Source organism: Botrimarina hoheduenensis (genome assembly GCF_007859815.1).
GTDB classification, from domain to species: domain Bacteria; phylum Planctomycetota; class Planctomycetia; order Pirellulales; family Lacipirellulaceae; genus Botrimarina; species Botrimarina hoheduenensis.
Genome location: NZ_SJPH01000001.1, coordinates 150429 through 176088, shown reverse-complemented (window position 1 = coordinate 176088; position 25660 = coordinate 150429). Strand labels below are relative to the sequence as shown.

Sequence of the window (25660 nt, the reverse complement as noted above, 5' to 3'; positions counted from 1 at the left end):
GGTTCACGTGGTGAAGTACCGCGACCGGGCGAACCTGGTGCTAAGGTTCCGATGCCCGCTGACGGGCAAGCAAGAGACCCGATCGGCAGGGACCAACCAGCGGAAGCAAGCCGAGAAGCTCGCCGCACAGTGGGAGGCCGACCTGCGCGCGGGCCGCTACCAGCGTGACGCGCGGATGAGTTGGCAAGACTTCCGCGAGTTCTGGGAAGAGTCGAGGCTTCCGACGCTGAAGCGTTCGTCGATCGGCAACTACGCAGCAGTGTTCAATTCATTCGAAGAGCTCTGCCGACCCAAGCGCCTAGCCGACCTCACAACGGCGCGCGTCACTGCGTTCACCGCTGAGCTACGCCGCGAGCGACAGAAGACCGTCAAGGGCCCTGACGGCAAGGAAGAGGCCAGCAGCTTCCGCCTAAGCGAAGCCACCGTGGCGCAACACCTACGCCACTTAAAAGCGGTAGCGCGCTGGGCTCACCGGCAAGGGCTACTGCCCACTGTCCCGCAGTTCGAGATGCCGAAGCGCGCGGCTGTCGCCAAGATGAAGGGGCGACCGATCACCGGGGAAGAGTTCGAGCGGATGCTCGACGCCACCGAAGGCGTTGTCGGCGCCATAGCTGCGGAATCTTGGAAGCTACTGCTGCGCGGCTTGTGGTGGTCCGGGCTCCGCCTAGGCGAAGCGTTGGCTCTTCGATGGGACCAACAGCCGGGCGCCGTATGGGTCATGCTCGACGGCCGCAAGAGCGTTTTGGCGTTCGACGCCGGCGCGCAGAAGTCGGGCAAGGTGGAGTTAGTCCCGCTCGCGCCTGAGGCTGTGGAGCTACTCGCGCCGATCCGTCGCGAACGGGGCTACGTGTTTGCTCCGCTCAAGCTGCGGGGCAATGGGGCGATGGCTCGGGACGTGTTGAAGATCGGAAAGATAATCAGCAGCATCGGCGCGGCTGCGGGCGTCTTGGTCGATCCAGCGACCGGAAAGACCGCATCCGCTCACGACCTACGCAGAGCATTCGGGGCGCGCTGGGCTCGGCGCGTCATGCCGAACGACTTACGAACCCTCATGCGTCATGCGTCGATCGAGACGACGATGACGTACTACGTGGGGCAGAACGCCCAAGCGACGGCTGCGGCGCTGTGGGAGGCCGTGGGTAACATTCCGGGTAACACTGCCCCCCGGAAGACTCCGCGCCCTCGACGGACACGAAGCAAAACAATGGAAAACAAGGGGTATTGAAGCACGCCCGGCAGGACTCGAACCTGCGACCTGCGGATTAGAAGTCCGCTGCTCTATCCAGCTGAGCTACGGGCGCGTAGCTAGGGTGTCAGTGTAGGCTCTGCGAGGCGGTCTGGGCCATCGCTGAACGGACGCTTGTTAGTTTCCCTGCGAAAGCCAGCCGAGACTAACCCCTACCTCTGGGCGTTGCGATTTCAGATTCCCGCTCGGTCTTGCAACCCAAAAGACGGCTCTCGTAAGCGGTTCTCGATGCGAACGTGTGGGTCTCGTCTTGGAAGCCGCGGCTCTTGAGACCTGCCGTTAACGAAAGGCGGCCTCGGCACCGGGGGGCTATCGACCCGGTTTGATTCGGGTGACCCGGCGTGATTTGGGGTTCGCGCAAGAAAAACCCCGCTGAAACCAGAGGTTTCGCGGGGTTTTCGGAGCGACGCCGACGGGGCTCGAACCCGCAACCACTGGATCGACAGTCCAGTACTCTAACCAATTGAGCTACGGCGCCAGCCGGCTGATGGCGTAAGCCACCGGCCAAGCAAGTAATTTATTTGGCCCGCGGCGAGCCGTCAATCGGGTGACCCGCCGCCGGCAGGTTCTCCGCGTGGCTGGTGGTGGAGATCGAAGCGGCCAAGGGGTGCCGATTGAGCCGATTCTAGCGGCCGCGGCCGCCCACACGGGCGTTTGGGCCGAGATCGCGGGGCTGCCGCCCCGAGCGGGGGGCGGGCGTGGCCTATTTTTACGACGGACCCAATGAGCCGGTTTCGATGACGCGGCTCCCCTCGAAAAATCCCTGCCCGGCTCCGCACGAGTGTCGCCATGCTAGCCACCCATGACACCTTTATCCGTATCAGCGACCTGATCCGCGACTTTCTGCCGGGGGTTTGGAAGTGGTTCGATTCGCTCAACCGTGACGAATGGCTGGTCGTTCTCGCGGTGTTCTGTGCGGTCGGATTCCTCATCATTCGTGGTCTCGGCGGTAAGCGAGCCATCTAAGCCTTTGGCGAGAATCTCCGATGACCGATATGGTTTGGCAACTCGGCGGCGGACTGCCCGAGACCGTTGCGCTCGCGGCCGTGGCCGCGTTCGGCTATCTGTTTGGTCGCTCCCAGCGGCGGAAGCCGGTGAACAAGGACAATCGCGAAGAACTGGCGCGGGCCGCTCAGATAGCGCGTCAGCTGGAGAGCGTTGCCAGCTGTTTGCGGCGTGACTTGGCGACGCATCATTCCGAGGTCGAACGCTTCAAGCAGCGTGTTGCTCAGGCCGAAACGCTTGAGGGCGAGTTGGCTTGGCAGGCGTTGCGAGATGAGGCCGAGCGGGTGCTCACGCCCACGCTGCGTTTAGTCGGACAGGTGGCGAACGCTTACGATCAGATCCGTCAGCAGTCGCAAGCCCTGTCCAACTTCAGCGGCGGACGCACCGATCCGCTTACAGGCTTAAGTAATCGACGCGCGCTCGGCGAATTGCTGGAGATGGAACTCTCGGGGCACGCCGCGACACGCGGCGAGTTCAGCGTGGTACTCGTTGCGGTCGATGCCTCTTCAGATAATCCGGGTGCCGGTCGTGCGGAGCAGCAAGAACGCCTACGGAATGCCGCCGACCTGGTGCGACCCCAGCTGCGCGATCGAGATTTTATCGCCCGCTACGGGATCGATGAGTTCGTTATCGTTATGCCGGGCACACGCCTGTTTGGGGCGGGGGTTTTCTGCCGTCGGTTACGCCAGACCTTGCAGCAACAAGGCGGGCTGGTGATTAGCTGCGGAATGGCCCAGTCGGCGCGCGGCGACACTTCGGGCTCGCTGCTCGCGCGGGCCGATTCGGCGCTCTACAGCGCACGTGCGGCGGGGCCCGGATCGCAGTACCTCCATACGGGGGCTGCGATACGTCCCGACAAGGGCGAAGGCGTGGCTTCGGTCGCTCCAGCTCTTAATGCCCCGCTCACGCGGGCAAATGAAGGATCGCCCCCTTTGTCGGAAGGCCTGCGGCTCGCCGCGGTATCGGAAGAGTCCTGAAAAGCCAGGCGACTGCGACCGTCGCCGACGGGTTCGCATCGGCTTACAATGCAGCCACTCGCCAAGCCGCACAGCCCCTGATCGGCTGGTGGCGTGATGCACGTGATTGCACGCTGGACTACTGCTCCAAAAAACGCTGACTCCCACCGAACAGAGAAATGCTTCGAATGCAATCTTGGCTGAGAGAGACTTTGCTTGTCCTGCCGATCATCGCGGGGACAGCCGGGGTATCCGCACAGGAGCTTGCTGGGGGCTGCCGACTCACCATCGGTGCCGAGGTCTACAACGTTCCGGTCGGCAAGCCGTTTGCGGTACAGATTGGTGAGCAAAGAGTGACGATGCGGATCGATCCGCGTTCGCAAACTGACTTTACGATCGAGGGGGTCTCGTTTTCACACCCCGCCTCGCTGGTAGCCGAAACGCCGGTCGATGAGGGGGGCGTTGCCATCTGGGCGATCCAGGGACCCTCGTCGGCGATCATGCTGCAACGGTACGACGGTGAGCTGGCCCCCGAGTCGTTGCTGAAAGTCCTGGCCGATAACATCGCCGAGCAGTACGGCAAGCAGCCAATTCAGCGTCAGGCGGTGCAGCTACGCGGTGCCGATCGGACCTATCCGGGCCAGCAACTGCGTGTCTCGACTACCGCCGCATCAGGCCAAGGTGCCACAGCAGGGCAGGGCGTTGCGGAGGGAACAGCGGTCGATCTGGTGCAGAACGTGTTTACCTTCGCCAGTGGCGATCGGGTCTACGCGCTGATCGTGCAAGACACGCGTCCCGCGGGTGGCGGTGAGACGCCCGAGTATCAAGAGACGCTCAGACTGTTGGGCGAAACGCTGAAGACCGCGCCCTCAACGCCCAAGCCCGCCGCTAGCGCGACACCGCAGCGCTCGGTGCCGCGTCGGCGCTAGCAGAATCCCCATCAGTGCGAGCGACAACATGCCCGGTTCGGGCACAGCGGTGCCGCTGCTGGCACCGAATCCCCAATTGGCGAGCAGGGTGTTGAGCTCGTCGTTGTCGATCGCTGAGCCCGTGGGCTGCGTGCCGTTCCAGCCGGTGGGGGCGGGGGGCGTTGGTTGACCCCAGTTGGCCAGCAGCAGGTTCAGGTCCGTATTGTCGACAATCCCGTCGCCACTAAAGTCTCCCGGCACGCCGGCGGCGGCGGCTTTTAGCACGACGCTCGTGGGCGTCACCACCAGCGTGAACTGACCGGCCGCGGCACCGCCCAGGGTCAGACCCGCATCCACCACGCTGCTAGCCGTGAGCACGGTGAACTCTTGCCCGGGCAGGGGAGCGAATCCTCCGGAGAGCGACACCGAGAGCACGCCGTCGAGCGTGGCCGCGTCGCCGACCGTGACGAGGTCGAATTCGCCCGCTTGATCGCCGGCGATATCGAGCACCAGTGCTGAGGTGTCGGAAAGGACCAGGTCGTTGCCGAAGGCGTTTGAGCCGAGCAGCGTCGCCGAACCGCCCGCGCCGGTGATGAGATCGCCATTGACCGTGCTGTTGATCAGGTTGATGTCGCCGTCGTTAGTGAGTCCGGCGGAGAAACTGAGCTGCGCGTTGATCGTGTTGATCTGCGCGCCCGCAGCATTGGACGAGGCGAGGGCGAAGCTGGCGTCGGCACCAATCAGATTGAGCGCGCCGCTGTTGACCAGTGCGCCAGCGGAAGCGCTGAGGCTCATCCCGCTGAAGGCGTCGATTTCCAGACCCGGAGCGATCGTCAAATCGCTCGCGGTTAGCTCCAGTTCGCCGCGGCTAAGAATCAGCAGCTCGGGATTGACGATCGACCCGGCCCGCAGCGTTCCGCCGGCTAGTGTGAGTGGCGCGGCGATCGTGGCCATCCCCTCAACGGTGAGGTTTCTTCCTGCGGTAAGGGGCGCCGCGATGTCGAGCTGAGCAAGCCGAGAGGAGTTGAGAACCTGGCCATTGCGGAGCACCAGCAGGCCCGAGTTGAAAACGAACTGCCCGTTCCCGGCGAGCAACAGGTTGTCCGCTTCCAGAACGCCGCCCGACAGGGTGAGCACCGAGTCCGTCGACACAGTCACCGTCTCGTCTGTCTTGAGCGCCTTGGTGGCGTCGAGCGTCAGAAAGTCGCGGAACGGCGATTGTGGGTCGAACGGATCGTCCTGCAGGACGACCGCGTCGGCCAAGTCGATCGTGCCGGCAGTCCATGTAAGCCCTCCGGCGCTACCGCGATCCAGTCGGTTGGCTCGGAGCGAACCGCCAAGGACCTCGAGCCTCCCGTTGGTCGCGACGGAGACATCACCCGCGGTGACGACCGTTCCGCCCGCCACAACGAACCGAGACTGACCACCGATCGTGACTTCCGACGTGCCGATGATTGACCCGCCGGCGACGACTTCGAGGTGCCCGCCGTTGTCCACGATATCGGTCGAACCCGTATAGGTGTTCGGACCTGAGAACCGCTGAGTGCCGCCCTGACGCTTGATGTAGCGTCCGGCGCCGATGATCGATCCGCCGAAGTTGAAGACGCCAGACGCCGGTTCGCTCGCGATCCCCGCGTTCTCACCGGTGACGATCGTGCCTTCGCCGGTGATCCCGCCGGTGGCGTCGCCGCCATCGTTGTTGGCGACGATTAGCGTCGCGCCGGCCGCGATATGAGTCCGGCTGATCGGCAGGCCCGAGGTGCCGACGAGTTCGAGTGTGCCCTCGAAGATACGCGTATCCCCGGTGTAGGTGTGCTGCGTTGACTCGGTGAAGTTGAGCTTACCGGGACCCATCTTTTCGAAGCGGCCAGCGCCGGTAATTTTCACGCCGATGTCGCGCGTCACGCCAGCGGGAACGCTATCAAGGAATGCTCCATCGTTGATCATCTGGATCTCACCGTCGGTCAGCGTTAACGTGCCGCCAGCCGGGTTGGTGAGAAAACGGAATCGGAGGACTCCCGTCGTCATCTCGAGCGTGTCGTCCGCTCCGTGGAGCGCTAGGTTTTCGAAGGATTGGGAACCACCTTGCAGGCGGAGCGTGCCCGGACCCTGCGTGCCGATACTGAACGACCCTGCGCCGCCGCCGATCGAGTTGGCGCTAAGGCTCAGTTCGCCGCTGCGGAAGTCGAGCGTGCTGCCCGGGTTGTTGAGGTCGCCCGCGTAGATCACACCGCCATCGAGCGTCAGCACACCGCCGGCGTTGGGCTGCACACTCGTGAGGGGGGTTGCGGGGGTCCCCAGTTGACCCGTCACGACGAGCCGACCGGAGTCGACGAACAGGGTCCCGTCGAGGTTGGGGCTCGAACCGGAGACGATCCACTTCCCGACGCCGTCTTTCACGAGGTTGGTTACTCCCGTTCCGTTTCCGGGAGCAATCGTGCCCGAGAGGGTGTTGTCACCCAGATTGGATCCGCCTAACTGCAAGAACTGGGTGTTTCCATTCGTTAAGACATCACCGTGCAAGATGAGCGGCCCCGTGCCGGAGGACTCGATCACCGCTCGGTCGCTGACGCCACCGTTCATGAGGATCGGCCGATTGCTCGTGTGTCCGGTGCCAAGGTAGCGCAGCGTGCCGCGATGCACTCCGGACGCGGCGGCGTTGCCGAAGGCGATCGCCGCGTCGGCCACCAGCGGCTGGCCTAGCGCATTGGCCGGTCCGCCGATGTTCTCGATCGAGTTGATCTCGAGCGTCGCCGCGTTGATGAGCGTGCGACCGGTGTAAGTATTGGCCCCGGTGACGCGGACGACACCCCGATGATTGGCTAGGTCATTATTAAAGCCCGCGGCCAGCTGGATTTGACCGGCACCGTCGGAGAGGACCCCATTGAGCTCGACCGACGCCGCGTGTGTGAGGTTCCTAGATGTCGGCATGAGCGTCGTGATGCCGCTCGCCTGGCCTGACGAGATGTCGCCATTTACCACGATACGATCGCCGTTCGTGGTGACGTTCAGCAGGTGCGTGCTGTTGGCGGACGGGGTGAGGAGCAGGTCGGCATCGATCTGCAACTCGCCCCCACCGTCGCTGGTGAGGATCGCGTTGCCGCTGCCGACCGTCAGCTCTAGTACGCCGTTCTGGAACGTGTAGACGCTACCGACCCCGTTTGCTTCGAGGCGGTTGATCGGCTGTGCACCACCCTCCAGGTCGATTGTCACGGGGCCGGCGACTGAGGCACCGGTTAAGACAAGGTTGTCGCTGGCGGTGGGCACATTCTCAGGTGACCAGTTGGTTTGTACTCCGCCAGAGATGATGACCGAGTTCCAGCCACTGTCGCCGGCCCCGCCGTCCCACTCAAAGTCGACAGCGCGAGCGGACGGTCCCAGCGCGAGCGAGCAAGTCGCCAGCAGTACCAGACGTAAAGAAGAAGAGCGGAAAACGGGCGTCGCCATCGGAGAGCTCCGGCTAGAAGGGAGAGGAACGGCACCACGCTATGCCGTGCGTAACGCTCGTTCGCTTCGTAGCAGAAGCCGTACCCTAATGGCTGAGCCCCTGGAATCAACCAGAAACACGAGAATCGAAGACTCTCATGCGCAGTTGCGCGCCATCGAAATGACAGCGATTGCGGTGCATTTGGCGGCGCGCCACCGCTGCGGTGGAATCGGTGTAGCAGACCCGTCAGGCGAACCAGAGTTAGCGCCCCGCGGCTGCGGGGGGCGCTGTGTGGCGCGCTTTAGAACAGCGCGCTTTGGCGGTCGTCTTCTTCCGGATTTTTATCCGGGGGGGGGGCACCAAGGTGCTTGTAGCCCAGCGGCGTCAGCTTACGGCCGCGCGGGGTGCGGACCACCAACTCGCTGCGCAACAGAAAAGGCTCGACCTCGTCAGTGAGCGTGTCGAGGGCCGCGTTGATCGTATGGGCGATCGCCTCAATGCCCGCCGGGCCGCCATCGAACACACGCATCAGCGTCGTCAGGTACTTGCGATCCTGCGGATCCAGGCCGCGATCATCGACGCCCAGCATCTTGAGCGCCTCGATCGTCACCGGCAGGGTCGCCGTTCCGCTTGCGCGACTCGTGGCGTAGTCACGCACCCAGCGCAGCCGATTGTTGACAATCCGCGGCGTGCCACGGCTGGTGCACGCGATCTTTGCCGCCGCGTCGTCGTCGATCGGCAGGCGGAGCTTTGTGGCGTTACGCCGGACGATTTCTTGTAGCTCGTCGCTGGAATAGAAATCGAGGTGCTCGCGGATGGGGAAGCGATCGCGCAGCGGAGCCGAGAGCAAGCCGCTGCGCGTGGTGGCCCCGATCATGGTGAACGGGCGGAGGTTCATGTTCACCGTCCGCGCACTGAGCCCCTCGCCCAGCGTGATATCGATCCGGAAGTCTTCCATTGCCGGATACATGAACTCCTCGACCGCCTTGGGCAGCCGATGGATCTCGTCGATAAACAGAACCGACCCCTCTTCCGCGTTGGTCAGATAGGGGAGCAAGTCCTTGGGGGCCGCCAGCGCTGCTCCGCTCGCGATCTGCAACGGCACGCCCAGGTCGCGCGGAATGCAGGTGGCAAAAGTGGTTTTGCCAAGACCCGGCGGACCGTCCAGCAGCACATGCCCGAGCGGCTCGCTACGCATCAGCGCGGCATCGACCGCAATCTTGATCCGTTCGTAAACCTCGCGCTGGCCGACCATGTCCGCCAGCGTGCGGGGCCGCAGCGCATAGTCCTCTTCCCCTAAGTCGGTCTGTGGGTTCCGGCGCTGCCCCGCGACATCGGAACCAGTCTGCGGATCGTTCTCGTGTGCGCCGTCATCGCCGGAGAGGATCGTTTCGCGGGGCATGGCGACCTTCCTTGGCGCGACGTAAGAGTGCAGAAGCGGCAGTCTGACACGATCAGCCGACCGATGAAAGCTCGGCTGAGCCCTCTTGAGAGAAGACCGCGGGGAGCGTGCCGATTTTCCTAAACGCTTCGACCTCGTCCAGGAACTTGGCCATGTGCGAATAAAACGCCAGCGGAGTCGCGTCGTGATGGACCCCTCGGCGGACGGTGTAGAACCGCTTCATGGGCGAGGGGCATGCCGCGTACAGTTCGCGGGCGAACTTGGCCGGAGCGATCCGGTCGCGCGTGCCGTGCAACTGCAGCAGCGGGCCTTCGTAGCGGGCGATGCGCCGGATCGAGTCAAACCGATTCCGCATGAACGGCCGGACGGGCAACCAGGGGTAATGGTACGAGGCCACATCGACCAATCGGCCGAAGGTGTTCTCCAGGATCAAGGCCTTGGCACCCCGTTCCGCGGCAACGCCCACGGCGACGGCACCGCCAAGCGAGCGGCCGATCAAGATCAGCTCTTCGGGCAGTTTGCCGGTGCGTTCCGCCAGCCACTGCTGGGCGGCCATGGCGTCGGCGATCGCGCCCCCCTCGGTCGCTCGTCCTTCGCTCTTGCCGTAACCGCGGTAGTCGAACACCAGCACCGAAGCATCGAGCGCGTCTTGCAGTCGGGCGACCACGCTGGCCAGGCTGGCGACGTGTTCTGTTTGCCCGTGGGCGTACAGAATCACCTGCTTAGCCTTCGGGTGCGGGGCGAACCACCCGTGCAGTTGGGCAGCGCGTCGCCCAGGCCCGCGCGGCGATTCAAAGTAAACGTCTTCTTTGTCAAACCACTGCATGTCCCAGTTGCCCCGATGACGGGGCGGGGCAGGGAAGATAAGCGGACGTTCGAGCCAGTTGAACATTCAGTGTGCTGATTGCTTTAGGAGGGAGCGAACGGGCCTGAGCAACAACTCAGGGGATCGCTAGCAGGAGGGCAGCAGGGCCAACGGGGGCCCGATCGTGAAGGGCAGGGGGGATGATCGGCTGGAAAGGAATCTGCCCGGTTTTTAGCCCCTCACTGTCTTATTACAGATTATCAAGAGTCGCCGGTGCCGGCGTCAAGCATGCCCCAGGTTTCCGACACTACCCCTTCTCCCTGAATTCCGCCGGCTTATGACGGATTCGTGCCCCCTCCCGGGGTGGGGCGAGCAGCTCTCGAACGGCCTCCCAATAACTCGTCGGCAACGGATCGTCGTGCCCTCTTGTGGGTTGCGGCAGGTACCGTTTTTGGGGACTGGGGCACGCGTTGTACAGCTGTTGGGCGTGTGAAAACGGCACAACGCGGTCTTTATTGCCATGGCTGACCAGTAGCGGACCCCGATAGCGGCTCAGACCTGCAAGCGAGTCGTACCGGTTTTGCATCACCAGGCTGACCGGCAGCCACGGATAGCGGTTAGCCGCTACGTCGGGCAGACGGGTAAAGGTGTCTTGTAGCAGCAGGGCCCCCGCGCCCGCTTTGGCGGCCAGCGCCGTGGCGACACCGCCGCCGAGCGATCGGCCGATGAGCACGATCTCATCAGGGCTGCGTCCCGTTTTTTCTGCCAGCCAATGCTGGGCGGCAAGCCCGTCGGCGATCACGCCGCGCTCAGTCGGCGGGGGAGCAGGGTGGTCGGCACGGCCGCGTGTTTTTCCGTAGCCTCGGTAGTCAAAGATCAGGACGTCTGCGTTCAATTCCTTCCGCACGCGTCGCATCAGGGTGTCGTTGTCGGCGACCTGTTCGGCGTTGCCGTGACAGTACAGAACGGCGTGCCCGGCGTCGGGGCGCTCGTAGAACCAGCCATGCACCTCCACTCCGTCATCGCTTGCGATCCAGACCTCATGCGGCGCAGTCGGCTCGGACGACTGCGCGGGCGACCAATCGCTTCGTGTCAGCGCCGGAGCCGGGTACACGAGTCGGCGTTCGAGAAAGCTCATAATAAGCACGATCCCCAAATAGGTCGCCAGCAGTCCACGCACCAGCCTTCCGGCAGCCGGCCTCAGCGGCAAGCGTTTGTTGCGAGCGGGCGGGCGCGTGTTGGGGTGATCCAAAATCACTGGCTCCGCTGCTCGTAAACGGCGTGCAGCAGCGCCTCGACGTCTTTGAACTTCTTGTTGCGCGACACGGTCTGATCGATCAGCCGGCGGGCGTCGGACTCGCTGTGGCCCAGGCTTCGCAGGATGTCGAACGCCTCGCTCAACAGGTCGCTCTCGATCTCCACGCCCGTGGTTCCGTCGTCGCGCCGGACGAGCAAAGCAAACTTGGCGGCCTTGCGGCGCAGCTTGGCGACAACGCGTTCTGCCGTGGCGGGCCCGACGCCGGGCAGCGTCGAAAGCCCCTTCACGTCTTGTTCCTCGATCATCGAAGCCAGTTCATCCACCGGGCGGACCATCGCGCGGAGGGCCTTCTTTACCCCGACACCGTCGACCTGACAGAACATCTCGAAGAACTCGCGTTCGACCGCCGCCGGAAACCCGACCAGACGCGGCGTAAGCCGACCCCGTGTGGGATCCCCCTCGAGATACTCCAGTGTGTTGAGCGAGACTTCGCGACCGACCTGGCCCTGAAGCTGTCGTCGGGCGAATTCGGGGATGAGCACCTCGTACTCGAACGGTCCTGCGGCGAGCGTCGCAATGTCGCCGGCGACTCCGACAACCCGGCCCGTAATTTTAGTGATCAAGAGAGTTAGCAGCCGGCTGGAGGTCAGAAGGGTGAGGGGAATCGAAGGAGGGCCGAGCTTCGCCCCACGGGGGGCACTCACGTTCGGCAAACCTTCAAGCATTTATGATGACAAACCTGTCCGAGGGGGCACAGGCAGTCAGCGTGATCAGCGCGAGCCGCTGATAACGGTGGATTTGCCGCTCAGATACCAGTGGGTCATGGCGATCGCCAATGCGTCAGCGACGTCGGGCGGTTCGGGCGGCTCGGCGAGGCCCAGCTCGCGCTGGATCGCCAGCTGCATCTGCGCTTTGGGGGCCCGACCGGCACCGGTCAGGATCCGTTTGACCTGCGTCGCCGCGTAGTGCGACACGGGGATCTCTGCCTGGGTGGCCGACAGGACGATCACGCCCCGTGCGTGGCCCATCAGGATCGACGTCTTCACCCGCTCGTAGTGCGAATAGAGTTCTTCGATCGCCATCGCTTCGGGCTGTAGCCCTGCGATGACCTCGCTCATGCCGGCGTGGATCTCGCCGACGCGATGGGCGAGCGAGGTGCCCTTGGTGCCCCGTACCACACCCGCTTCCACCAGACGTACGCCCGCGCGCGTGGCGTCGATGACACCGTAGCCGGTGATGTTCAAGCCGGGATCGACGCCAAGGATACGCATCAGAAGTTTCGACTCAGCACAGAAGAATTATGCGGCCCGCACTTCTAACGGCCTGAAGCACGAGCATTGGCTAGCGTTTGGTCTCCATCAACCGCTCGGCGGCCGCAATTTAGGTGTGGCTCCATTCGGCACCGCCCGCTCGGTCTTCGATCGTCACGCCGATCGCGGCGAGCTTGTCGCGGAGCGCGTCGGCGGTGGCAAAGTCTTTTGCGGCTCGACTGCTGGCACGCAAGGCGATCAGCATCTGCATCACCGCTTCGAGCGAGGCCGTGTCCCCTCCGGACCATTCGGCACCGCTGGGACGGTCCTCGACGACGATGCCGGCCGGCTTGAGCCCGTCGCGGATGGCGTCAGCCACGGCAAAGTTCTTGCCCGCGCGGGCTTCGGCCCGGAGTTCGATCACGAGTTGCATGACGCTGCCCAGCAGCTCATCGCCCCCGCCGGCGCTGGCCGGCGAGTGCAAGAACAGCCCGAGGATGCCGGCCAGCTCTTTGATTGTGGTCATCAGCGTTGTGAGCGTTGTCTGATCGGCCTCGCTTGCGGACGACTCAAGCTTGTTGTCCTCGCAAAACTTGTTGGTCAGGCGGGCCAGCTCGAATAGCTCGCCAATCGCGCTGCCCGTGTTGAAATCGTCGTCCATGGCCGCGACGAACTTCTGCTTGGCGGCTGCCGCGGCATCGTTCGCCGCCACGCCAGCGCGGATCGTGGCGGGCTTGAGGTCGTAAAAGCTCTTGCCAGTGACGCGCTCGTAGCGCTTGAACAGCCGATAGAAGGTTTCGAGGCCGACGGCCGCTTCTTCGATCGCTTCTTCGCTGAAGAGCACCGTGCTGCGGTAGTGGGTGCGGAGCAGGAAGAAGCGGATCCGCTCGCCCCCTTGCTTGGCGATCAGGTCTGCCAGGCCGCCGGCACCCTTGCTGCGGCTCATCTTGCCGCCGGCATCGTTACTGCCGCCGGCGTCGTCGGCCCCGGCCTCGCGATCGGCCCCTTGCCGTTCAGCGCGGCCGCCGATCTTGCCGGCCGCCGCGTCCTTGCGCAGCAGACCGTTATGGGCCCAGTACTTAACCATCGGCTTGCCGTGGCACGACTCGCTCTGTGCGATTTCATTCTCGTGATGAGGGAACACCAGATCGAGCCCGCCGCCGTGGATGTCGAACGTTTCTCCCAGCAGCTTCTTGCTCATCGCTGAGCACTCGATGTGCCAGCCCGGTCGGCCGGCACCCCAGGGTGAATCCCACGAGGGCTCGCCCGTCTTAGCGCTCTTCCACAACGCGAAGTCAGCCGCCGAACGCTTGCGTGCCGCCGCCCCGCCGCCATCGCCCTGCATCTCCGTAACGGTTCGATTGCTGAGCTTGCCGTAGTCGGCGTCCTTGGCGACGTCGAAGTAAACGTCCCCTTGTGATTCGTACGCATACCCCTCGTCGATGAGCCCCGCGATGAAGTCGATGATCTCTCCCATGCACTCGGTGGCCTTGGGGAAGTCGTCGATCTGTGTGACGCCCAGCGCGGCGAGGTTATCTTCGTAGTCCTTGATGTTCAGCTCCGCGACCTCGGCCATCGAGATGCCTTGCTCATCGGCGGCTTTGATCAGCTTGTCATCGACATCCGTAATGTTTACGACCCAGCGAACCTCGTAGCCCGAGTAGGTCAGGTAACGCTTGATCGTGTCGAACAGCACCGGCCCGACCATGTGCCCGATATGCGCTTTGCCGTACACCGTCGGGCCGCACAGATAAACGCCCACCTGGCCCTGCCGCACGGTGGCGAAGGGTTCCTTCTTTTTGCTGAGCGTGTTGTAGATCACCAGCGAGGGGTGGGGGCCGGCATCGGTTTGCGGGTTGAACACGGTAGCAGTCGTGGCGGCAGACATGTCAGGAATCAGGAGGCGGATGTGCGAAAGGCAAGACGCGCGCAGCGCGCGAAGCCGTAAGGGTACGGCTTTTGGGGGGGCGGGGGGAAGATCGGTCACCGATCCAATCCGACAAGGGCGATTCCCAGACAGCCCCCCGGTCATTTCGCATTGCCCTCCGGTCAACGATCGGTGGCTAACTAGTGGACTTACGGGCGACAAGCACAACGCACCGCGCATCGATGGCCTCCTCGCGACCCACGGTACCCACGCCCTCGCCGGTTTTCGCCTTGATGCCGACCTCCGCAACGGGCACCTCGAGAATCGACGCGATGGCGTGCCGCATAGCGTCTTTGTAAGGCGACAGCTTGGGCCGCTCGGCAAGGATCACGCAGTCGAGATTCACGAGTTCGTACCCCGACGCCCGGACACGCTCCATCGCAAAGTGAAGAAAGTCGCGCGAGTCGCGACCGCGATTGGCACCGTTGGTATTCGGAAAGAGTTGCCCGATGTCGGGCTCACCGATGGCACCCAACAGTGCGTCGGTGATGGCGTGCAGCAGCACATCGGCATCCGAGTGGCCGACGAGCCCGCGCTCGTGCGGTACTTCAACGCCCCCCAACCGCAACGGCCCCGAGCCGACCCCATCGAGCCGATGCCGATCCTCGCCAAGTCCGATGCGCAGAGTCATGTAATTTGTTTTCCGCTCTTGCGTATCCGTACAAAAAATTCGTTGCCCCGCGCGCTCCTAGGCTAAACTCCAAAAATTAGGGTGGCTAGTCTTCGAATGGACCAAGAACCATAAAGGCAGAGGCAACGAGATGAATCGTAGTATTAGATACGCTCTATTAGCGATAGCACTCCAAGTGCCGATTGCTTTTGGTGACCAGTTACCCCTACTCAAGTTCGATGCCGACAATCTGCCAATCGGCTGGACGATCGTAGACTGGCACTCAGAAGCTGTCCAATAAGCATCTTTTCATAGCCGCTTGACCATCAATTGGATCATGGCGACCTGGACGAAAGCTTCGTCGCTTTCGATGGTCCGTCGTGTGCCTTGTCCGCTTCATCGAAAGAATCCTCCAAAAACCGGGGACCGCCCGGCACGAGATTCTCTCACTCAGAGTGGCTCTGTTTCAGGGGGGAAGACCATTTACCTTTAAAAAAATAGCGGCGAGCACACTCTGGTGCTCGCCGCTATTTTTTACGTTGTGGGTAAATCGGGTTCAGCTTGCCACGGCCATTGACTCGGCGGCTTTGGCGAGCGCGGCGGCCTTGTCGGTCTTTTCCCAGGTGAACTCGCCGTTGGGGCCGGGCTCGCGGCCGAAGTGGCCGTGGGCGGCGGTGGCGCTCATGACGGGCTTGGTCAGGCCGAGTTCCTTGATCAGGCCGCGCGGCGTGAGCTTGAAGTGGTCGCGGATGAGCTGCACCAGCGAATCGTCATCGAGCTTGCCCGAACCAAACGTGTTGACGTTGACGCTCACCGGCTCGGCGACGCCGATCGCGTACGCGAGCTGCACCTCGACCTCGTCGGCCAAGCCCGCCGCAACGAGGTTCTTAGCCACGTAGCGGGCCATGTAAGCGGCCGAACGGTCCACCTTGCTGGGATCCTTGCCGCTGAACGCGCCGCCGCCGTGACGGCCGCGGCCGCCGTAGGTATCGACAATGATCTTGCGGCCGGTCAGGCCCGTATCGCCATGGGGGCCGCCGACGACAAACTTGCCGGTCGGGTTGATGTGGTACTTGATCGGGCCGTTGACGTACTCGGCGGGCAGCACCGGCTCGATCGACTTTTTGATGACCTCTTGCTTGGCCGCATCGGTGATCTTCGTGCCGCACGGGGCGAGGATCGATTCGTCGTGCTGGGTGCTGACGACGATCGTGTGGATTCGGATCGGCTTGTTGTCGGGGCCGTACTCGACGGTGACCTGGCTCTTGCTGTCGGGACGCAGCCAGCTGATCTCTCCCGACTCACGCAGCTCGGCGAGCTTCTCGACAATGCGGTGCGAGAGGTGGATCGGCAGGGGCATGAGTACGTCGGTCTCGTTGCATGCGTAGCCGAACATCAGGCCCTGGTCGCCGGCACCCTGCTCGCCATCAACGTCCGAAGCCTTATCGACGCCCTGCGCGATATCGGGCGATTGGCCGTGGATGGCGTTGAAGATGCCGCACGAATCGAAGCTGAAGCCGATGTCGGAGTGCGTGTAGCCGATCTTTCGGATCGTGTTGCGAACCACTTCCTGAACGTCCACATAGTGGCTCGTGCGGACTTCGCCCGCGACCACGACTTGCCCCGTGGTGACCAGCGTCTCGACCGCCACGCGGGCGTCGCCCGGATTGGGGTCGTTGGCCAGAATGTCGTCGACGATCGCGTCCGAGATCTGATCAGCGACCTTATCCGGGTGGCCCATGCTGACCGATTCGCTGGTGAACAAGTAGTTGCCGGAAGCCACGGGGATCTCCTGTAAGACGCGAAAATGAGGGGGGAGCTTGATTGAGCGGAGAACTTTGGTTGCCGGAGCCACCCCCCAGGAGTCGGCCCCTTGCAGAAGTCGCCGCCGGGCGGTTGGCTGCAAACGCCCGAGTATAGGCCCGCAACGGGGCGTCCTGCAACGGGCTCGGCGCGTGGTAGCCAGAGCGGGCTCTGCCGTCGATAATCGCGGCTGTCACCCCCGGTATGTGTGCGGCCACCGTACTCGCTTCCTTCTTCTCCTGGGTCTCGCCCCCGACATCCCTATGCCTGCCCCCGCCTCGCTCGCTGCGCGTCTTGCCCCGTCCGATCAGTTGCATCTGGTTCGCTGGTGGGACGAGCTCGCCCCTGCCGCGCAGGAGCGGCTTCGCGGGCAGATTGAAGCGATTGATTTCGAGCAGCTTGGTGCCCTGCATCAAGGGCAGGTTGACCAGCCCGATTGGCACGCCGCCGCGCGGCGGGCCCAGCCGCCGGTGGCAATGCGGCTGGCGGATCGGCTGACAGGCGGCGGGGGGGGGCTCGGAGTGAAACCCCCCGAAGCGATTGCCGCCGGCAAAGCCGCCCTCGACGCGGGGCGTGTGGGCGTCTTGCTCGTGGCAGGCGGGCAGGGGAGTCGGCTCGGTTTTGAGAAGCCCAAGGGGATGTACCCGATCGGGCCCGTCTCCGACGCGACTCTGCTGCAGATCCATCTGGAGAAGGCGGTTGCCCTGGCAAAACGGCACGGCAAGGGGGTGCCCGTCTATCTGATGACCAGCCCGATCACGCACGAAGAGCAGATCGCATTTCTCGAAGCGAACGACCGCTTCGGCTTGGCCGAGGATGACCTGTTCGTGTTTTGCCAGGGGACGATGCCCGCTGTCGACGAAGCGACTGGGCGCGTGCTGATGTCCGATCGTGGAGAGCTGTTCCTCAGCCCCGATGGCCACGGCGGAACGATCGCCGCCCTGGCCGCCTACAAGAAGGCGGGTGTGGGAGCGATTGATCACATGCGTCGCCGCGGTGTCGAGCATCTGTTTTATCTGCAGGTCGATAACCCACTCGTGCCGATCGGCGACGCCGAGTTCTTGGGCTATCACCTCGCCGCCGATAGCGAACTGACCAGCATGGCGGTCGCTAAGTCAGCGCCCGAAGACAAGCTGGGCAACTTTGTCATGGTCGATAATGAGCTGTGCGTTATCGAGTACAGCGACTTCCCCGACGATGTGGCCGCTCAAGCCGACGCGGAAGGCGGACTCCGCTTCTGGGCAGGGAGCATCGCGGTCCACGTGTTCGGCGTGGCGTTCCTGGAGCGGATGCTCGCCCTGAAAGACGCCCTGCCGTTTCACGTCGCCCACAAGAAAGCGCCGTACCTCGACGAGTCGGGGCAGCTCGTGACCCCCACCGAGAATAACGCGCTGAAGTTTGAGCGGTTCATCTTTGATCTGCTGCCGAAGGCGAAGCGTCCGATCGTGGTCGAGTATGCCGAGTCCGAGGTCTTCGCACCGCTCAAGAACGCCAGCGGCGCGCCGAAGGATACGCCGGAGTACGTACGGCAGTTCTTGCTGGATCAGCAGCGGAGCTGGCTCCAAGCCGCTGGTGTTGCCGTGCCCGCGGACGTTCCCGTCGAGATTAGCCCGCTGTGGGGACTCGACGCGGCGGGAGTTGCCGAGCGCGCCGCACAAGCGCCGGTCGCAATCGAAGGCCCCACTTATCTGCGTGGCTGATGCCCTGCGTGACGGATGCCCTGCTTGGCTGATGCCGAGCGTGGTGGATCCGATGCGTCATCGACCGTTTCCTGCACCCCCCCAGCCGGCTCGATGCTTGAAGTCGAACTAAAGTTTGCGCTCGCTGATCCTGAGGGCTTCCGGCAAAGGCTCGCCGAGCAAGGGGGGCTGCTGGCCGATCCCGTCACGCAAAGCGATACGTACTTCAATCATCCTGCGCGTGACTTTGCTGCCACCGACGAAGCGCTGCGACTCCGCTCCCAAGGCGACACGTTGGTGGTCACTTATAAAGGTGCCAAGCAACCCGGCACGACCAAAACGCGCTACGAGCTTGAATTGCCACTCGTGGCCGATACCGCTGTCGGTTGGTCCGAGCTGCTGGTGCATCTCGGATTTCGTCAGGTGCTGACCGTCAGCAAACGTCGCGCGACCTGCTCTTGGCAACGCGACAACCGCTCGATCGAGATTGCGTTCGATCAAGTTGAGGGGCTCGGTGCTTTTGTCGAGATCGAAGCGATTGCCCAGGACGACGCTGACCGACAGGCCGCGGAAGCGTGCGTGCTCGCGACGGCGGGGTCGCTCGGGCTGACCGTGCCCGAACCACGCAGCTATTTAGAAATGCTGCTCGCCGAACCGCTCTAGCGGAGCCTCGCGGCGGTGACCAGCGAAAAGCGGGTTCGGTGGTTAGCAACGGGGCTTCCCGCGACGGGACAGCCGGTGACCGTGGTCGCCCGTGCGTGGCTGGCCTACAGTGGGTGTCCTGCCCCGCCCGACTTCCCTGCCTCTGGGTTTGCATGTCTTCGGTTGCCGACCCCGCTGCGTCTCCGCCCCCCTCCAAGGCGGAAGGCCCGCTCGGCTTGGCGTCCGATGCGCCGGACACCGACTACGTCGCCCCGCATGCAGACTGTCCCCAGCGGTGGGAGGCGGGCAACTTCGTGTGGCTCGCGCTGCACCAGTTGCTGCTGCGCGTCGGTTGGATCTTCAAGACCGAGAGCATCATCATCCCCTACTTCATGGATGTCGTAGGAGGCGGACCCGTCATGCAGGGGTCCTTGATGCTCTTCAATCGATTGGGTTTCAGCATCCCGCCAGCGCTCTACGCACGCCGCTTGAAGCTGATGCCTGAGAAACGCTGGGCCGTTTTCCGCAGCACCCTCGGCATGGCGGTGCCGTTTGCGCTGCTCTCGATTCTGTGGGCGTCCGGTGCGTGGCGGTCAACGGACGATCCGAGTCGAGCGGCGTGGTGGATGCCCTATCTGTTTATGGTCGCCTACGGCGTCTTCTTTTGTCTCACCGGCATCAATCAGCTCGCGCTGCACGCGATCAACGGTAAAGTGATCCGTGCTGAGCGCCGCGGCAGGCTCTTCACCAGTTCGGTGGTGGTGGGCGCGCCGATTGCCGTGGCGTGCGCCTGGTGGTTGATGACCCCCTGGCTGAAGCTGGCCGACGGCGGGTTCACGTGGCTCTTTGCGGCACCGGCGTTCGCGTTTGCTGTAGCAAGCCTGACGATGCTCGGCGTTCGCGAGTTGCCCGATGCTTACGAAGAGGCCAGCTCCAGCGCTTGGAGTCGGTTATCGGCCGCCTGGCGGCTGGCCACCGCACCGGGGCCTTGCCGTGGTGTAGCAACGGTTGCCCTGTTGTCCAGCACCTCGTTTACGCTGTTCCCCCACTTTCAAGCGCTGGGGCGCAGTGCCGCGGGCGGAAACTTTGACCTCGAATGGCTCATGCTGTGGTCGATCACCCAGCACCTGGCGGTTGCGGCACTCAGCCTGTTGGCCGGCCCAATTGCAGATCGGTTCGGTAACCGTCTGGCGGTGCAGCTTTGTGTGTTCGGTGCCGCCGCGGCTCCGCTGATAGCGATCGCGCTCGCCACACTCCCCGCTGAAGCGATGGGCCGTTGGTACTGGCTCGTCTTTATCGCGCTGGGTTTCACCCCCGTAATGATCAAGATGCTCATCAACTACACACTCGAGTTGGTAGAGCGTGAACACCACACGCAGCTCATCGCGGCGATCGGACTCTGTTTGGCTGCTCCGGTGATTGTCGGCTCGCCGATCGTTGGCTGGCTGGTCGGCGTGGTTGGCTGCACCCCGGTCTTTGCCCTCGGTGCCTTGGTCCTGCTGATCGCCGGAGCGCGAACCCTGTGGCTGAGCGAGCCCCGGCACGCGGCCCCCTAGCGCAGGGACTTGCCGATCGGAGTGACTCCTCCGCGGGCACTGATAGCAGTGCTGAAGAGTGCCGCGCGGCGGCTTAGAGCGGGGGAGAGCGTTCTCTCTCTCCGCAGGGGAACGTTTTGCAACCCGGCTTGTAAGAATGACGCACCGCGCGTGGTTATTGGGGAGCAAAAGCCTGAAAAACCGTGTCTTTCCTGGCTTCGGCGAGTTTTGGCATCCCCTTTGCTTATCACTTCTATCAGCGACACACGAGTCGCCCTCCCCCCCCGCAAACAACTGGTGCCCGCAAGCGTCGCGGTCGCCGCCCTAACCAGTTTTCTCCGGCACGGATTGTCGGAAACCCTTTTGAATGGAGTCTCTCACGATGAAGAAACTTGCCCCGTTTGCCGCCCTGATCGCCGCCTTTGCTGTCGGAACCTTTGGTTTCGCGCCGTCGATCGTGATCGCCGCGCCGCTGCCCGTGCTGGAAGAGTGCGACGGCGGCGATACCGAGTGCAGTGTCTTTAACGAGGAAGACACCGAGTGGCGTTTAGAAGAAGAGCAGGGCGATGCCGAGCGGCCCGCCCTTGAAGAGCAGGCCGAAGCCGAAGCCGAGCGAAGCTGGCTCGACGACGCCGAGGGCGATGACGCCGAGTGCCAGACTTTCGACGAAGGGGACGACGACAGCCAGAGCCGCCGATTCGACGAGACCGACGAGGGTGACGAAGAGTGCCGCGTCTTTGACGACGAGGACGGCACCGACTCCTACCTGTTGGACGATGAGGAAGACGACTCCGACGAGGAGTGATCACTCTTGGGTCCCGCTCGTTGCTCTTAACCAAGGTCCTGGTGGGGGGATCGAGCCGCGACTTCCCGCGGTCGCCGCTCGGTTTCTCTGCTATCGATCTCACACGCGAATCACTTCTTGGGGAATGGGTCGCGCTTCCAGGCCCCCCGTGCCAACCGGCACGGGGGGCCTTTTTCGTAGCCGTTCGTCTGGTGAGGGCCTTCTACGCCGTGAACTGACGTTTCGACGATCGGGCCGATCTGGAATACTCGCGGGGTCCGTAGCTTTCCCGCTTTGCCTATTCCGCGCTGTGAGGCGACTGCCACGCCATGCTTCCGACGACTGTTTTCTTCTCCGTCGGTGAGCCAAGCGGCGACCTCCATGGTGCCAACTTGGCGTGTGAGTTGCGCTCGCAAGCGGGCGAAGCGATCCGCTGCGTGGGCTTTGGCGGTCCGCGGATGGCTCGCGCCGGGGTCGAACTCCACACCGATCTGACGCAGCACGCGGTGATGGGCTTTGTGCGCGTCCTCTCGAGCATTCCGCAGCTGCTGCGGCTGAAGCGGCAGGCCGAGCGCTACTTTCGCGAGGAGAAGCCCGACGCCGTTGTCCTGATCGACTTTCCGGGATTCAATTGGCACATCGCCAAGGCCGCCAAGAAGCACGGGGTGCCCGTCTTCTATTACGGAACACCACAGCTGTGGGGCTGGGCTTCGTGGCGTGTGAAGAAGCTGCGCCGCAACGTCGATCACGCCCTCTGCAAGCTCCCGTTCGAAGAAACTTGGTTGCGTGAGCGCGGCTGCAACGCCACCTACGTGGGGCATCCCTACTTCGACGAGCTTCGCACGCGCAAGCTGGACGAGGCGTTTGTGGCCCAGCAACGAGCGCAGTCGGGGCCGCTCGTGACACTGCTGCCCGGCTCGCGCACGCAAGAAGTGCGGGCCAACTTCGCTGAGCAATGCGCGGCCGCCAAGCAGATCGTGAAAAGCGTTCCCGCCGCTCGCTTCGCCGTTGCCGCTTTCAAGGACAGCCACCTGCCGATCATTGAAGCGGCAATCCGCCAAGCCGATTTTCCTGCCGGCGTCGCCCCCGCGGTGCATGTTGGTCGAACTCCCGAGCTGATCGAGGCGGCCACCTGCTGCGTGGCGGTCTCCGGATCGGTCTCGCTCGAGTTGCTTTATCATCGGAAGCCGACGGTCATCGTGTACCGCATTTCGAGGCTGATGCACGCGATCCAGAAGCGATTCCGCAGGGTTCGGTACATCACGCTGGTGAACCTGTTGACCGCAGCGGAGTTGTTTCCGAATCCCGTGGGAGCTTACGACCCGCAAGACCCACGTGACCAGCACGTGCTCATGCCCGAGTACCTAGCGTGCGCGGACGTTTCTGCGCAGCTCGCCGAGCACGTGGTGACGTGGCTCACCGACAAGGCGGCGTACACACGCACCGAACAGGGCCTGCGCGAGCTGTGCGATCGGATCGGTTCGGGCGGCGCTTCTCAGCGTGCGGCGGAGTACTTGCTCAGCGCTTTAGACCGAGCACCCGCTCAGGTCGCCGCGACCCGCGTCGCCTAACCCTGCCTTTCCGGAGCCCCTCGCCGCTGCGGCCAGGGGGTAGAGATGCTTTTTACCGAAGCGAGGCCGACTCCCTACGACCTCCGATTCTCGCTGCTGGGGGTCCCCGTGCGGATCCATCCGGCGTTCTGGATCGTGTCACTCTTTCTGGGAGGTGATCGGTCGCCTCAGCTTGCCGTGGCGTGGATCGCGGCGGTGCTGCTCTCGATACTGGTGCATGAATTTGGCCACGCGCTGCTCCAGCGCGCCTTCGGCGGCCAGCCGAAAGTGGTTCTTTATGGCTTCGGCGGGGTCTCGATCGGCGAGGGAGTGCGAACCTCTCCGCTAAAAAATATTTTAATCGCACTGGCCGGTCCGTTGGCGGGACTCGCGTTAGCAGGCTTGGTCTACGCGGGGGTCAACCTAGGCGGCGCACCCCGCAGCGAGTTGCCTTACGTCCTTGTGAGCGATCTGCTGTGGATCAACGTTGTGTGGAGTCTGCTGAACCTTGCACCGATCTGGCCGCTCGATGGAGGTCACGTCGCGCGCGAGCTGTTGGTGCTGCTTCTGCCGCCTGCGCACGGCATTTTAGCTTCGATTCTGCTGTCGATTGCGTGTGCGATCGGCGTCGGCGTGTGGCTTGCGCAAACAACCGGGTCTACCTGGAATGCGATGTTGTTCGCGCTCTTGGCGTATCAAAATTTCGAGATGCTGCAGTCGTATCGAGCATCGCGCGGTGGTCGTTGATCGCGCGCGAGCGGATGAGCCGCGCGGCTTCGAGACACCGATTGGCGCGCGATGGCGCGCTGTGAGCGACCGAAGAGCGCGAGAAAAAAGTCTACGATTTTAGAAAAACGTGTTGCGGTGATTGCACTAATGCTTACAGTTACGCCCAACCGTAACCGATAAGGTCATCGCAAGCGTTCGCGTGAGCGCTTCGTTCTTCAAGGAAGAGGCATCGTTCGGCGAGTGGCGGTAACGCCACGAGACGAACGATCCGCAACCAGGAAGAGATGATCGACCTCGGGAGCCGCTTCGGATAAGCGGTTCACTTTGGCTTCGACGCAGCGAAGTCGTCTGGCCCACAACGCCACGGTGGCGTTAGTGGCAGCGATCAGCGAAGCGTCGCGACTCGTTTTGCAGGAGGACGACTGTGGCCAAGAAGAAGAAAGTGGCGAAAAAGAAGACCGCCAAGAAGGTCGCTAAGAAAGCGACCAAGAAGAAGGTAGCCAAGAAGAAGAAGGTCGCGAAGAAGAAGGTCGCGAAGAAGGCTGCCAAGAAGAAAGTCGCTAAGAAGAAGGCGAAAAAGAAAGTCGCCAAGAAGAAGGTAGCCAAGAAGAAGGCGGCTAAGAAAAAGGTAGCCAAGAAGAAGGCCACCAAGAAGAAGACCGCCAAGAAGAAGGCGACCAAAAAGAAGAGCTAGCGTACGATCTCTTTGTGCACAGCTTTTTCTTATTGATTGATCAACGAGAAGCCGCGGCGTTTCGCCCCCCAACGGGGCGGGACACGCGGCTTTTTCGTTGGCGATGCCGCCGGCACCCCAGCGCCCGGGGCGAATCCGCCCCTGACCCGCCCGCAGGCCCGTCTGGCGGCCGCTTGCCGTCGGCAACAGGCGGCCGCTATTTCGCCGTCGGGCGCTACTTTTAGGGGGGCTTGGAACACGTTTACGTTTCTTAAGACGGCCAGCCCGCCGTTTGCCCCCGTCGCCATGCGTCCCCTCGACAGACCAGATAGGGGCCAAAAAGGGGTTGGGGCCTGAGTGCGACCGAGGCTATTTACAGCACCGGTAGCGAGGGTGTCGCGGGCTTCTCGGCGTGTGACGCGGCGATGTTCCGCACCATCTGACGGGTGATGTTCCACAGGTAAGGGGCAATGTAGTCGTCCGCATAATTGCCGCCGGTCTGGCCGTCGTCGCCACGCTTACGCAGGTCGATCGAGATCGGTGCCTCGCCCAAGAACGGCACGCCGAGCTGCGCCGCTTTGGCCTTTGCTCCGCCGTTGCCGAAGATGTCGTAACGCTGACCGTTATCGGGGCACAAGAAGTAGCTCATGTTTTCAACGACCCCCAGCACCGGGATGCTCACTTTGCGGAACATCGCGATTGCTTTTACCGCATCGAGCAACGCGACATCCTGGGGCGTGCAGACCACCACCGCCCCGGTCAGCGGCAGCAGCTGAGAGAGCGTGAGCGCGATGTCGCCGGTGCCGGGTGGCATGTCGATCACCAGATAATCGAGATCGCCCCAGTCCGTATCACGCAGCATCTGTGTCACGGCTCCGTGCAACATTGGTCCGCGCCAGACGATCGCCTCCTCGGCGGGAACCATGAAGCCCATGCTGATGAGCTTCAGACCGTCCTTCTCGATCGGCTGCAAGCGTTGGTTGATGGCGGTCGGCCGTTCGTTGATACCCACTAGGTGAGGCACACTAGGGCCGTAAACGTCAGCGTCCATTAGCCCTACGCGCGCGCCGGCGTTCTTCAGGCCGTAAGCGATCGAGGTTGCAATAGTGCTCTTTCCGACGCCCCCCTTGCCGCTGCCAACCGCGATCACGCTCTTGGCGGTAACCCCAACCTGACCGAGCTTTTCCGCTTTTCGCTCGTGCGGAAGCGCTTCGACAACGCAGTCGGATTCCTCGATTCCTAGCTCGCTGACAAGCCGATCGCGCAGGCGAGTGAGCGTTTCGTCCTGGATCGGTGCTGCCCAGCTTGTGAGGCCCAACCCGACATGGACCCGATCGCCCTCCACTCGGACTTCGCCAACCTGTCCGAGTTGGCCCACGGGACGCCCCGTCTCGGGATCAGGAAAGGAGCTAACGAGCTTACGTACAGAATCAGCCGTGATCATCGAGCTTGGTGTCGTGGGGGAGTGCGG

At 63.2% G+C, this 25660-nt stretch carries 21 protein-coding genes and 2 tRNA genes; 11 read left to right on the top strand and 12 right to left on the bottom strand.

Features of this window, described 5'->3' with window-relative positions:
- The coding region (locus tag Pla111_RS00715) for a tyrosine-type recombinase/integrase (protein WP_197524637.1) at positions 1-1225 on the top strand (1225 nt) is incomplete at its 5' end.
- Positions 1226-1227: 2 nt separating this feature from the next.
- Here the strand turns inward: Pla111_RS00715 and Pla111_RS00710 are convergent.
- Both Pla111_RS00710 and Pla111_RS00705 read right to left on the bottom strand, forming a co-directional pair.
- A tRNA-Arg gene (locus tag Pla111_RS00710) sits at positions 1228-1301 on the bottom strand.
- Between the two features lie 349 nt (positions 1302-1650).
- A tRNA-Asp gene (locus Pla111_RS00705) sits at positions 1651-1724 on the bottom strand.
- A 311-nt stretch (positions 1725-2035) separates the two neighbouring features.
- Between Pla111_RS00705 and Pla111_RS17050 the strand changes: the two genes are divergently transcribed.
- The 3 genes from Pla111_RS17050 to Pla111_RS00695 all read left to right on the top strand — a co-directional run bounded on the left by Pla111_RS17050 (position 2036) and on the right by Pla111_RS00695 (position 4136).
- Positions 2036-2212, top strand: a complete 177-nt coding sequence (locus Pla111_RS17050) for a hypothetical protein (protein WP_197524636.1) — start codon at positions 2036-2038, stop codon at positions 2210-2212.
- A 20-nt stretch (positions 2213-2232) separates the two neighbouring features.
- Entirely contained in the window at positions 2233-3228 is a 996-nt protein-coding gene (locus Pla111_RS00700) for a GGDEF domain-containing protein (protein WP_146570413.1), read from the top strand.
- 167 nt (positions 3229-3395) lie between these two features.
- Positions 3396-4136: a hypothetical protein gene (locus Pla111_RS00695; protein ID WP_146570411.1), complete on the top strand. Its 741-nt coding sequence runs from the start codon at positions 3396-3398 to the stop codon at positions 4134-4136.
- On the opposite strand, the gene Pla111_RS00690 is transcribed toward Pla111_RS00695, so the two are convergent.
- From Pla111_RS00690 to metK, 9 genes are all read right to left on the bottom strand, one after another.
- Complete coding sequence (locus tag Pla111_RS00690; RefSeq protein WP_146570409.1) at positions 4077-7562, bottom strand: beta strand repeat-containing protein; 3486 nt, start codon at positions 7560-7562, stop codon at positions 4077-4079. The genes Pla111_RS00695 and Pla111_RS00690 overlap by 60 nt on opposite strands.
- A 281-nt stretch (positions 7563-7843) precedes the next feature.
- Positions 7844-8944 (bottom strand): Holliday junction branch migration DNA helicase RuvB, encoded by a 1101-nt coding sequence (ruvB, locus tag Pla111_RS00685; RefSeq protein ID WP_146570407.1) that lies wholly within the window; start codon positions 8942-8944, stop codon positions 7844-7846.
- 52 nt (positions 8945-8996) lie between these two features.
- Complete coding sequence (locus tag Pla111_RS00680) at positions 8997-9836, bottom strand: alpha/beta hydrolase (protein WP_146570405.1); 840 nt, start codon at positions 9834-9836, stop codon at positions 8997-8999.
- Positions 9837-10056: 220 nt separating this feature from the next.
- Positions 10057-11001, bottom strand: a complete 945-nt coding sequence (locus tag Pla111_RS00675; protein ID WP_146570403.1) for an alpha/beta hydrolase — start codon at positions 10999-11001, stop codon at positions 10057-10059.
- 2 nt (positions 11002-11003) lie between these two features.
- Positions 11004-11630: a Holliday junction branch migration protein RuvA gene (gene ruvA / locus Pla111_RS00670; RefSeq protein WP_231930532.1), complete on the bottom strand. Its 627-nt coding sequence runs from the start codon at positions 11628-11630 to the stop codon at positions 11004-11006.
- Positions 11631-11777: 147 nt separating this feature from the next.
- Complete coding sequence (gene ruvC, locus Pla111_RS00665) at positions 11778-12278, bottom strand: crossover junction endodeoxyribonuclease RuvC (RefSeq protein ID WP_146570398.1); 501 nt, start codon at positions 12276-12278, stop codon at positions 11778-11780.
- Between the two features lie 109 nt (positions 12279-12387).
- The gene (cysS, locus tag Pla111_RS00660) at positions 12388-14145 is read right to left on the bottom strand and encodes a cysteine--tRNA ligase (RefSeq protein WP_146570397.1); all 1758 of its coding nucleotides are present in this window, start codon (positions 14143-14145) and stop codon (positions 12388-12390) included.
- A 175-nt stretch (positions 14146-14320) separates the two neighbouring features.
- Positions 14321-14815 (bottom strand): 2-C-methyl-D-erythritol 2,4-cyclodiphosphate synthase, encoded by a 495-nt coding sequence (gene ispF / locus Pla111_RS00655; protein ID WP_146570395.1) that lies wholly within the window; start codon positions 14813-14815, stop codon positions 14321-14323.
- Between the two features lie 535 nt (positions 14816-15350).
- Positions 15351-16577, bottom strand: a complete 1227-nt coding sequence (gene metK / locus Pla111_RS00650; RefSeq protein ID WP_146570393.1) for a methionine adenosyltransferase — start codon at positions 16575-16577, stop codon at positions 15351-15353.
- Between the two features lie 283 nt (positions 16578-16860).
- Here metK and Pla111_RS00645 point away from each other — a divergent pair, with 283 nt between their 5' ends.
- The 7 genes from Pla111_RS00645 to Pla111_RS00615 all read left to right on the top strand — a co-directional run bounded on the left by Pla111_RS00645 (position 16861) and on the right by Pla111_RS00615 (position 24210).
- Entirely contained in the window at positions 16861-18297 is a 1437-nt protein-coding gene (locus Pla111_RS00645) for a UTP--glucose-1-phosphate uridylyltransferase (RefSeq protein ID WP_146570391.1), read from the top strand.
- A 93-nt stretch (positions 18298-18390) separates the two neighbouring features.
- On the top strand, positions 18391-18939 hold the full coding sequence (gene cyaB, locus Pla111_RS00640; protein WP_197524635.1) for a class IV adenylate cyclase: 549 nt from the start codon (positions 18391-18393) through the stop codon (positions 18937-18939).
- 152 nt (positions 18940-19091) lie between these two features.
- Positions 19092-20474 carry an MFS transporter gene (locus tag Pla111_RS00635; RefSeq protein ID WP_146570387.1) on the top strand — a complete coding sequence of 461 codons (1383 nt, stop codon included), beginning with the start codon at positions 19092-19094 and terminating at the stop codon, positions 20472-20474.
- 361 nt (positions 20475-20835) lie between these two features.
- Positions 20836-21258 carry a hypothetical protein gene (locus tag Pla111_RS00630; protein ID WP_146570386.1) on the top strand — a complete coding sequence of 141 codons (423 nt, stop codon included), beginning with the start codon at positions 20836-20838 and terminating at the stop codon, positions 21256-21258.
- Between the two features lie 308 nt (positions 21259-21566).
- Positions 21567-22808, top strand: a complete 1242-nt coding sequence (lpxB, locus tag Pla111_RS00625; protein ID WP_146570384.1) for a lipid-A-disaccharide synthase — start codon at positions 21567-21569, stop codon at positions 22806-22808.
- Positions 22809-22853: 45 nt separating this feature from the next.
- Positions 22854-23534 (top strand): hypothetical protein, encoded by a 681-nt coding sequence (locus Pla111_RS00620; protein WP_146570382.1) that lies wholly within the window; start codon positions 22854-22856, stop codon positions 23532-23534.
- Between the two features lie 406 nt (positions 23535-23940).
- A complete protein-coding gene (locus Pla111_RS00615; RefSeq protein WP_146570380.1) occupies positions 23941-24210 on the top strand; it encodes a hypothetical protein in 270 nt (89 codons plus the stop codon).
- A 352-nt stretch (positions 24211-24562) separates the two neighbouring features.
- Here Pla111_RS00615 and Pla111_RS00610 read toward each other — a convergent pair whose 3' ends face one another.
- Positions 24563-25633 carry an Mrp/NBP35 family ATP-binding protein gene (locus Pla111_RS00610; protein ID WP_146570379.1) on the bottom strand — a complete coding sequence of 357 codons (1071 nt, stop codon included), beginning with the start codon at positions 25631-25633 and terminating at the stop codon, positions 24563-24565.
- Positions 25634-25660 lie beyond the last annotated feature (27 nt).

Coding starts and splice junctions, on each gene's coding strand:
- Pla111_RS17050 (WP_197524636.1), top strand. CDS start 2,036: ATGCTAGCCACCCATGACACCTTTATCCGTATCAGCGACCTGATCCGC.
- Pla111_RS00700 (WP_146570413.1), top strand. CDS start 2,233: ATGACCGATATGGTTTGGCAACTCGGCGGCGGACTGCCCGAGACCGTT.
- Pla111_RS00695 (WP_146570411.1), top strand. CDS start 3,396: ATGCAATCTTGGCTGAGAGAGACTTTGCTTGTCCTGCCGATCATCGCG.
- Pla111_RS00690 (WP_146570409.1), bottom strand. CDS start 7,562: ATGGCGACGCCCGTTTTCCGCTCTTCTTCTTTACGTCTGGTACTGCTG.
- ruvB (WP_146570407.1), bottom strand. CDS start 8,944: ATGCCCCGCGAAACGATCCTCTCCGGCGATGACGGCGCACACGAGAAC.
- Pla111_RS00680 (WP_146570405.1), bottom strand. CDS start 9,836: ATGTTCAACTGGCTCGAACGTCCGCTTATCTTCCCTGCCCCGCCCCGT.
- ruvC (WP_146570398.1), bottom strand. CDS start 12,278: ATGCGTATCCTTGGCGTCGATCCCGGCTTGAACATCACCGGCTACGGT.
- cysS (WP_146570397.1), bottom strand. CDS start 14,145: ATGTCTGCCGCCACGACTGCTACCGTGTTCAACCCGCAAACCGATGCC.
- ispF (WP_146570395.1), bottom strand. CDS start 14,815: ATGACTCTGCGCATCGGACTTGGCGAGGATCGGCATCGGCTCGATGGG.
- Pla111_RS00645 (WP_146570391.1), top strand. CDS start 16,861: ATGCCTGCCCCCGCCTCGCTCGCTGCGCGTCTTGCCCCGTCCGATCAG.
- cyaB (WP_197524635.1), top strand. CDS start 18,391: ATGCTTGAAGTCGAACTAAAGTTTGCGCTCGCTGATCCTGAGGGCTTC.
- Pla111_RS00635 (WP_146570387.1), top strand. CDS start 19,092: ATGTCTTCGGTTGCCGACCCCGCTGCGTCTCCGCCCCCCTCCAAGGCG.
- Pla111_RS00630 (WP_146570386.1), top strand. CDS start 20,836: ATGAAGAAACTTGCCCCGTTTGCCGCCCTGATCGCCGCCTTTGCTGTC.
- lpxB (WP_146570384.1), top strand. CDS start 21,567: ATGCTTCCGACGACTGTTTTCTTCTCCGTCGGTGAGCCAAGCGGCGAC.
- Pla111_RS00620 (WP_146570382.1), top strand. CDS start 22,854: ATGCTTTTTACCGAAGCGAGGCCGACTCCCTACGACCTCCGATTCTCG.
- Pla111_RS00610 (WP_146570379.1), bottom strand. CDS start 25,633: ATGATCACGGCTGATTCTGTACGTAAGCTCGTTAGCTCCTTTCCTGAT.